The sequence below is a fragment of the Brevibacterium sp. HMSC07C04 genome (assembly GCF_001815905.1).
In the GTDB taxonomy this organism is placed as follows: domain Bacteria; phylum Actinomycetota; class Actinomycetes; order Actinomycetales; family Brevibacteriaceae; genus Brevibacterium.
Genome location: NZ_KV823280.1, coordinates 157,345 through 164,124 on the forward strand (window position 1 = coordinate 157,345; position 6,780 = coordinate 164,124).

The 6,780-nt window shown below is 61.7% G+C and carries 7 protein-coding genes; 5 read left to right on the forward strand and 2 right to left on the reverse strand.

The window, feature by feature from the left end; genetic code table 11:
- The first annotated feature begins 13 nt into the window (after positions 1 to 13).
- Both HMPREF3162_RS09895 and HMPREF3162_RS09900 read left to right on the forward strand, forming a co-directional pair.
- A complete protein-coding gene (locus HMPREF3162_RS09895) occupies positions 14 to 877 on the forward strand; it encodes an ABC transporter ATP-binding protein (RefSeq protein WP_070574011.1) in 864 nt (287 codons plus the stop codon).
- A gap of 14 nt (positions 878 to 891) precedes the next feature.
- Complete coding sequence (locus HMPREF3162_RS09900) at positions 892 to 1,851, forward strand: siderophore-interacting protein (protein ID WP_070777699.1); 960 nt, start codon at positions 892 to 894, stop codon at positions 1,849 to 1,851.
- 142 nt (positions 1,852 to 1,993) lie between these two features.
- Here HMPREF3162_RS09900 and HMPREF3162_RS09905 read toward each other — a convergent pair whose 3' ends face one another.
- Positions 1,994 to 2,926: an acetamidase/formamidase family protein gene (locus HMPREF3162_RS09905; RefSeq protein ID WP_070777700.1), complete on the reverse strand. Its 933-nt coding sequence runs from the start codon at positions 2,924 to 2,926 to the stop codon at positions 1,994 to 1,996.
- Between the two features lie 57 nt (positions 2,927 to 2,983).
- Positions 2,984 to 3,568, reverse strand: a complete 585-nt coding sequence (locus tag HMPREF3162_RS09910; RefSeq protein ID WP_070777701.1) for a TetR/AcrR family transcriptional regulator — start codon at positions 3,566 to 3,568, stop codon at positions 2,984 to 2,986.
- A 106-nt stretch (positions 3,569 to 3,674) separates the two neighbouring features.
- On the opposite strand from HMPREF3162_RS09910, the gene HMPREF3162_RS09915 reads away from it, so the two are divergent.
- The 3 genes from HMPREF3162_RS09915 (at position 3,675) to HMPREF3162_RS09925 (ending at position 6,720) form a co-directional block, all read left to right on the forward strand.
- On the forward strand, positions 3,675 to 4,136 hold the full coding sequence (locus HMPREF3162_RS09915) for a hypothetical protein (RefSeq protein WP_070574020.1): 462 nt from the start codon (positions 3,675 to 3,677) through the stop codon (positions 4,134 to 4,136).
- A 164-nt stretch (positions 4,137 to 4,300) separates the two neighbouring features.
- The gene (locus HMPREF3162_RS09920; protein WP_070574022.1) at positions 4,301 to 4,642 is read left to right on the forward strand and encodes an LPXTG cell wall anchor domain-containing protein; all 342 of its coding nucleotides are present in this window, start codon (positions 4,301 to 4,303) and stop codon (positions 4,640 to 4,642) included.
- A gap of 152 nt (positions 4,643 to 4,794) precedes the next feature.
- Entirely contained in the window at positions 4,795 to 6,720 is a 1,926-nt protein-coding gene (locus HMPREF3162_RS09925) for an alkaline phosphatase (RefSeq protein WP_070574024.1), read from the forward strand.
- Positions 6,721 to 6,780: the final 60 nt, after the last annotated feature.

Consider the following 6,780-nt stretch of genomic DNA (forward strand, 5'->3'; position numbering starts at 1 on the left):
GGCCTGATCGACGATGACTGTGCTCTCCTCACCCCCGTCGCCCGAAGACGCTTGGAGCCTGTCGGCTGAGAACCTCAGCTCGGGCTACGGCGATCGCCGCATCGTCGACTCGGTGAACCATGAATTCGCCGCAGGGCGGATCACATCAATCATCGGCCCCAACGGCTGCGGCAAGTCGACTCTCCTGCGAACACTTGCCCGCCTCATCAAGCCCAGTGGCGGGACTGTGAAGCTGGCCAGACGGACACTATCTGACTTCGGGACGAAGGAGCTGGCCCGCAGGGTTGCGATGCTGCCGCAGACGCCGACCGCGCCTGAGGGCATATCGGTGTTCGACCTCGTCGGGCGCGGAAGAACACCTCACCAGGGACTCTTCGGCCGCTGGAGTGCCGAGGACTTCGAGGCAACAGCGCGCGCACTGGAGGACACGAAGACCGCAGATCTCGCAGACCGCCCTGTCGACGAGCTGTCCGGCGGCCAGCGCCAGCGCGTGTGGATTGCCATGGCGCTTGCCCAGCAGACAGATGTGCTGCTGCTCGATGAGCCGACGACGTATCTGGATCTGAAACACCAGCTTGAGGTGCTCGACCTGCTGACAGATCTCAACCAGCAGCGCGGCACAACGATCATCATGGTTCTCCATGACCTCAACCTCGCAGCCCGGTACTCGGATGAGCTTGTCGCAATGCGCAGCGGAACTGTCAAGCGCGCTGGAAGCTCTCACGATGTCATCACCGATGCAGCGCTGCGGGAAGTCTTTGACCTCGAAGCGTCAATCGTCGCTGATCCTGTATCGGGATTGCCGTCGATCATGCCCATCGGCCGCCACCACGCTGGCGGCTTCATCCGCCAATCACACATCAACGCACCCCACTGATAGAAGGAGCACCCATGTACCTGCCGTTTCGCGTCAGCGTTCTGCGCAGCGAGCGCATCACCCCGAACTTTCAGCGGGTGACGTTCACAGGTGTCGACCAGATGGGACCGGCGCGGGTGACCCGCGACCTGCGCATCAAGATCATCCTCCCGGGACCACCAGGCCTTCCAGATCTGCCTGAGTCCCCGGAAGCGATCCACGTCAGAAGGGCCCTGCCGGCAGACGAGCGCGGAATCATGCGAACATACAGCGTTCGCGACTTCCGCCGTCCCGAAGACCCGGACCAGGGAACGCAGGACCGAGCAGAGCTCGACATCGACTTCGTTCTCCACACCGACGAGCACGGACACTCCGGCCCCGCCTCGCGCTGGGCAGAAGAAGCCAAGCCGGGCGATGAGCTGTACGTAATCGCCCCGAGCATCGACGATGATTCAGGCGCTGGTATTGAGTTCTCGCCCGGAGACTGCAAGACCGTGCAGCTGTACGGTGACGAAACCGCGTTGCCGGCCATTGCCAAGACTCTCTCGGAATGGCCGGAGGGCACCATAGGGGAAGCCTTCATCGAGGTCCCGACCGAGGCCGACAAGCAGAGCATCGACGCTCCTGCTGGTGTCAGGATCCACTGGCTCGTCCGCGAAAGCGACAATGCCGACCACGGCGACCTCCTGATCAGCGCACTCGAAGCAGCTGCACCCATCGCGCAGTCTGGCAACGAACCCAGCGACCAGCTGAAACTCGATGTTCCTGCTGACGACGCGAGCGCAATGGTATGGGAAACACCGCAGTTCTCGCGCAGCGGAGAGGACCTCACCCCTGTCGAGCACGCCGAAGCAGACGATGTCTACTACTGGATTGCCGGAGAATCCGGGGCGGTCACTGCCATGCGGCGCCTGCTCGTTCAAGGGCGTGGAGTCCCACGCCAGTGCGTGTCGTTCATGGGCTATTGGAAGAAGGGCGTTGCCCATAAGGGATAAGGCAGTTCACAGCGTTTCCAACGCCTAGCCCTTTGCGCGCCACGCCGAGGGTTACATGTCAGCCCACACCGCTTGAGCACCGGAATGTCCAAACAACGACTGCAAAGTGCACCACGAGTAGGGACCCAGGCCAGCCATGGGTTCACTTGAGCAATGACTTCGGCAGGCGGTGGACTGCTACAGCGCCGATTGCGGTGAACGGGTGCAGCGGGTCAGGGTTTTCTGAACCGGTGGGTCCGCCCAACTCTGAGTGCACCAGAGCACTCATGACGACGTAGGCGTCTTCGCGAGAATAGCCGTTGTCCTCAACGAGGAAGTCGAAGACGTCTTCATAGCCGCGCTGAATCGAATCCTGTACGGGGCTGCCCAGCCCGATGAAGATCCATTCGTCTTCTGTTTCGATGCGCGGGGCCCGGTGCTTTACACCCTTGATGAGGTCGACGGACACAATCGCCGTGCCCTGTGCTTCGATCGCAACGAAGCTGGATTCACCGCGGGACATAATGGCGTGGATGTCGCCGATCGACAGGAGCGCACCGGGCACGTCCACCGGCAGGTAGACGGTTGAGCCGGGCTTGGCATCGGTGAGGTCCATGTTGCCGCCGTTTGCGAAGCTGGGCATGACGACGGAGCCTTCGCCTTCGGCGGGCGCGGTGCCGATGCAGCCGATCATCGGCAGGGCATCGACTTCCAGTCCATCGAGCAGGGTCACCTTGCCGTTCTTCACTGGGATGCGGCGGGCCATCTGGTCCTGGCCCATGCGCTCGGCCAGGGCGCCGGCACCGGGCAGGTACACCGAGTAGCCGAACTCGGTCAGCTCAATGTCGTGGATGTGGACTGCGAGGGTATCCCCCGGCTCTGCGCCTTCGACGTAGACCGGTCCGGTGACGGGGTTGATCTGTACTGTGATCTGGTCGAGGGTTTTGCCTTCGTACAGCTGGTCGTAGACCTCGTCGTCAGTTTCAAAGCCGATGGTTTCACCAGTTCCCGGTTTGATCCTGAGGACTGGTTCGATGGCGGCGCTGAAAGAGCCTTTGCCGTTTTCGTTGGAGAGGAAATGGTCAATCGTTGTCATGGCTCAACCATCGCCGATTTCACGGCAGCGTGACCGGTGGATTTGCCATGCGGACCCTCACTGCTCACCGTGCACAATCAGAGTGCACAGCTTTTCCAGGCGCGTGCGCACCTGCTCAAGGTCAACCTCGCCCGCGGCCAGCTGCAGCATGAAGCCGTCGCAGGCACCAGCCAGCAAAGAGGCAAAGCCGTCGATATCTTCTTCAGCGACATGGCCCTCGGCAGCGAGGGCACCCAGCCATGTTTCGAAGCGGCCGATGCCGAGCCGGTAGAGCCGCTCCAGAAGTCGCCTCGGAGCTTCGTCAGCTTTGAGTCCAAAGCCCCGGCCCACCTGCTCCGCCCAGGCGCTGACCAGATGCGAAACCTCGTCAGCGCTCGGCGGCAGGAACTGCATCGCGCACTCCGTGAGCCGCTGCTGTGGCGGCAGTGACGAGTCTTCGATATTGAGGTCGGGGATGGTGCGCTGCATGAGACGCTCCGATACAGCAAACGCAAGATCACTCTGCGCTGGAAAGTAGTAGCGAAGAGTGCTCGCCCCAATCCCCGCTCGTTCGGCAACCGCACGCACGCTGAGCGCACCTGGCCCGCTTTCATGCGCCAACTGCAGTGCTGCCTCGAGAATCTGTTCGCGCCTATCAGCCACTTAGACCCCCACCTGGCTGAGAAACTGGTGTCCGTTTTTCTGTTGACAACCTAGCACGCTGTGCCAGTACACTGAACTAGCACGGTGTACCAATCGCGGAGGAACCATGATCGAAGCACTTCAGAACTTCACGCAGTCACTGCCCGAATGGGCCCGATGGGCCGGAGTCATGCTCATTGCCGCACTGCCTTTCGTTGAATCCTACGGCGGATCCGCTGTGGGCATCATCGCTGGCGTCCACCCTGTTGTCGCGGTGACTTCCGCAGTCATCGGCAACACAGTGTCAATGCTCGTTCTGGTTTTCGGCGCACACAGTCTGCGTCGCCGCTTTGCCAAACGCGAACCCAAACGCAGCACACAGCGTCTGCGCAAAATGTTCGACCGCTGGGGCGTTCCCGGCGTCAGCCTGCTCGGGCAGACGGTCCTGCCCAGTCAGATCACATCAATGGCAATGGTTTCCTTTGGCGCTTCGCGCAATGTTGTTGCCGTATGGCAGATCATTTCGATTGCCGTGTGGGGCATCCTGTTTGGGGTTCTGACAGTCGCTGGATTCAATCTTCTGGGCTGAAGACGGACTCAGGCAGCCCTCTTGACCGCACCACGCCCGAGGTGAACGCACGGTATTGTCCGTGCGTTCACCTCGGGCTTGCCGCCGGGCCAACCACCGGCCAGCATCCAGCCACTCTTTGCGCGTGCAATAGGTCCGATGAACAATCTTCTGAGGAGCACAGCATGAGCTTCGCGAGCACTGTCGGCCGCTTCGCGATCGGCACGGCTGTCCTTACCGCCCTGGCTGTGTCTGGTGCCGCACCGGCTTCAGCGGCACCAGACCAGACGGAACAGATCATGGCAGGCGGCGCCTCGACGACGGAATCAAAGGCAGCCGTCCCTCAGCACTTTGGCAGCCCACCGGATGTCGAGAGCATTCGCGCTGTCTACGACGGCGGCGGAAGCTCACTTCCGCAGACGACAACTGAACTCACAGTTGCGGCCGCTGTTGCCGGCGGTCTGCTGACCACCGGTGCCGCGGCGGTGTTCGCCGGTCGGCGCAAACGCACAGCCGCCGAAGCCTGAGATTCAAAACCGCGAGACTCTAATGTGGAAGTCCGCCGTTCACAGTGGCGAATTGACGCGAAGTTAACTTCACGCTCGCTTCGCAGATAGCCCGCGGTCAAGCCCCTTCGATGAGGTTGTAGAGACAGGCAACTACAACTTGAAGGAACGCAATGAGCTTCGCATCAACCGCTCGCAGAGCACTCGGCGGCGCGGTCGTCTGCACTGTGGCCGGCTCCACGGGCTTCGCCGCACCCGCCATGGCCGAACCGCAGTCCGAACCGCGCAACATCATCATCATGATCGGCGACGGCATGGGCTTCAACCACGTTGACGCCTCCAGCCTCTACACAAACGGCAAAACCAACTGGCAGATTCAGGGCAAGCCCGGAGAGAAGATAGCCAAGCAGGACGGCTACGGAAAAACACCGTCGCAGGTATACGAGGGCTTCGACGTGCAGCTTTCTATGAAGCACCCCTCACTCGACTCCCCCGAATACAAGAGCGAAGACGCCTGGGGCGATTTCGGCTGGGCCAACAACAACCCCACAGATTCGGCAGCCTCGGGCACCGCACTTGCCACCGGCAAGAAAACCCACAACGGCTACCTGGGCATCGACGGAAAGAAGAACCCCGTCAAGAACGCCGCTGAGCACGCGCACGAAACCGGCCGGGCAACCGGCGTCGTGTCATCGGTGCCTTTCGGCCATGCGACCCCAGCAGCATGGGGCGCTCACGTCAACAGCCGCAAAGACAACCACAAAATCGCGCAGCAGATGATCGACGGTTCGCTCGACGTGGTCATGGGCGCAGGCCACCCGAAGTTCGACGATGACGCCAAGCCGCGCGAAGCAAAGTGGGACTGGCTGACAGAAGATCAGTACACCGGCCTTCAAAAGGACGGTTCGGGACGCACATTCGTCGAGGATTCAAACGGCATTGACGCCATTGCCCGCGGAGAAAACGTTCCCGAACGCCTGTTCGGCCTCGCTCCCGTCGCCGAAACACTCCAGTTCAACCGATCCAGCCTGGCTGCAGCCGAACCGCGAAACACCAACAACGGTCGCGTTGACGGTCAGCCGATCACCGGCGACGCACCTCTGCCGGGCGAGGCAAAGAAGAACGACGTCGTATCGCTGGAGAACATGACAAAGGCCGCTTTGAACGTCCTGTCGCAGGACGAAGACGGCTTCTTCACCATGATCGAAGGAGGTGCAATCGACTGGGCCGGCCACGGCAACGCCACCGTCGGCAACCTGGAAGAAATGGACGACTTCAACAAGTCCGTGGAAGCCGTCACCGACTGGGTTGAAAAGAACTCCAGTTGGGAGGAAACCCTCCTGATTGTGACCGCGGATCACGAAACCGGCTACCTCAACGGTGCTGTGAACAGCTCCACCGACGAAGAAGCTGCCGGTGAGGGCACGCCCAGTGAGGGTGCGACCGATGACAGCACATCTGACGACAGCGCCACTGAAGAGAATCCTGCTGCCCCTGCTGCTTTCGGTGTTCCTGCGGCAGCGGCACCGTCGCCTTCGGAAGCAGACAAGGCGGACACCAAACAGTGGGCGCCGATGACTGGTGAGAAGGGCGCCCTCCCCGTCGACAGCTGGAACTCCCCAGAGCACACCAATCACCTGGTTCCGTTCTTCACCCAGGGCGCTGGTGCTGACAGCGTCGGCAATTACGTGAAAGGCACCGACCCCGTGCGCGGGGACTACATCGACAACACCGACGTAGCCAACATTTCGTTCGACCTTATGAAGGAATCGAGCGAAGACCCCTCTGATAAGCCCACCAAGCAGCCGGAGGGCAGCGATTCCGAGAAACCGGCAGAGGAACCCCGCGAAGACGAACAGTCAAACAGCGAGGCACCGCGGAACGAGCAGCGTGAGGACGACGATTCCTCACCGGCTTCGGATGACGAGGCATCGGAAACACCCGCTGCAGCGGGCACCAGCTCGAACAGCGGCGACGGTGCGCTCCCCCGCACAGGTACGGAGATCGGCGCAGCAGCTGCAATCGCAGCAGGCCTGTTGGCAGCTGGCACCGCAGCCGTGCTGGTCGGCAGGCGCAAGCGCGAAGCTGCCGACGCCTGATCGACGGGCTCAGTCAACAGCAGCCTGATATAAGGGCGGGCCTCGGGAAACCCGAGGCCC

Bases quoted from the DNA above. Each gene is read 5' to 3' on its own strand.
- HMPREF3162_RS09895 (WP_070574011.1), top strand. From the start codon at position 14: ATGACTGTGCTCTCCTCACCCCCGTCGCCCGAAGACGCTTGGAGCCTG.
- HMPREF3162_RS09900 (WP_070777699.1), top strand. From the start codon at position 892: ATGTACCTGCCGTTTCGCGTCAGCGTTCTGCGCAGCGAGCGCATCACC.
- HMPREF3162_RS09905 (WP_070777700.1), bottom strand. From the start codon at position 2,926: ATGACAACGATTGACCATTTCCTCTCCAACGAAAACGGCAAAGGCTCT.
- HMPREF3162_RS09915 (WP_070574020.1), top strand. From the start codon at position 3,675: ATGATCGAAGCACTTCAGAACTTCACGCAGTCACTGCCCGAATGGGCC.
- HMPREF3162_RS09920 (WP_070574022.1), top strand. From the start codon at position 4,301: ATGAGCTTCGCGAGCACTGTCGGCCGCTTCGCGATCGGCACGGCTGTC.
- HMPREF3162_RS09925 (WP_070574024.1), top strand. From the start codon at position 4,795: ATGAGCTTCGCATCAACCGCTCGCAGAGCACTCGGCGGCGCGGTCGTC.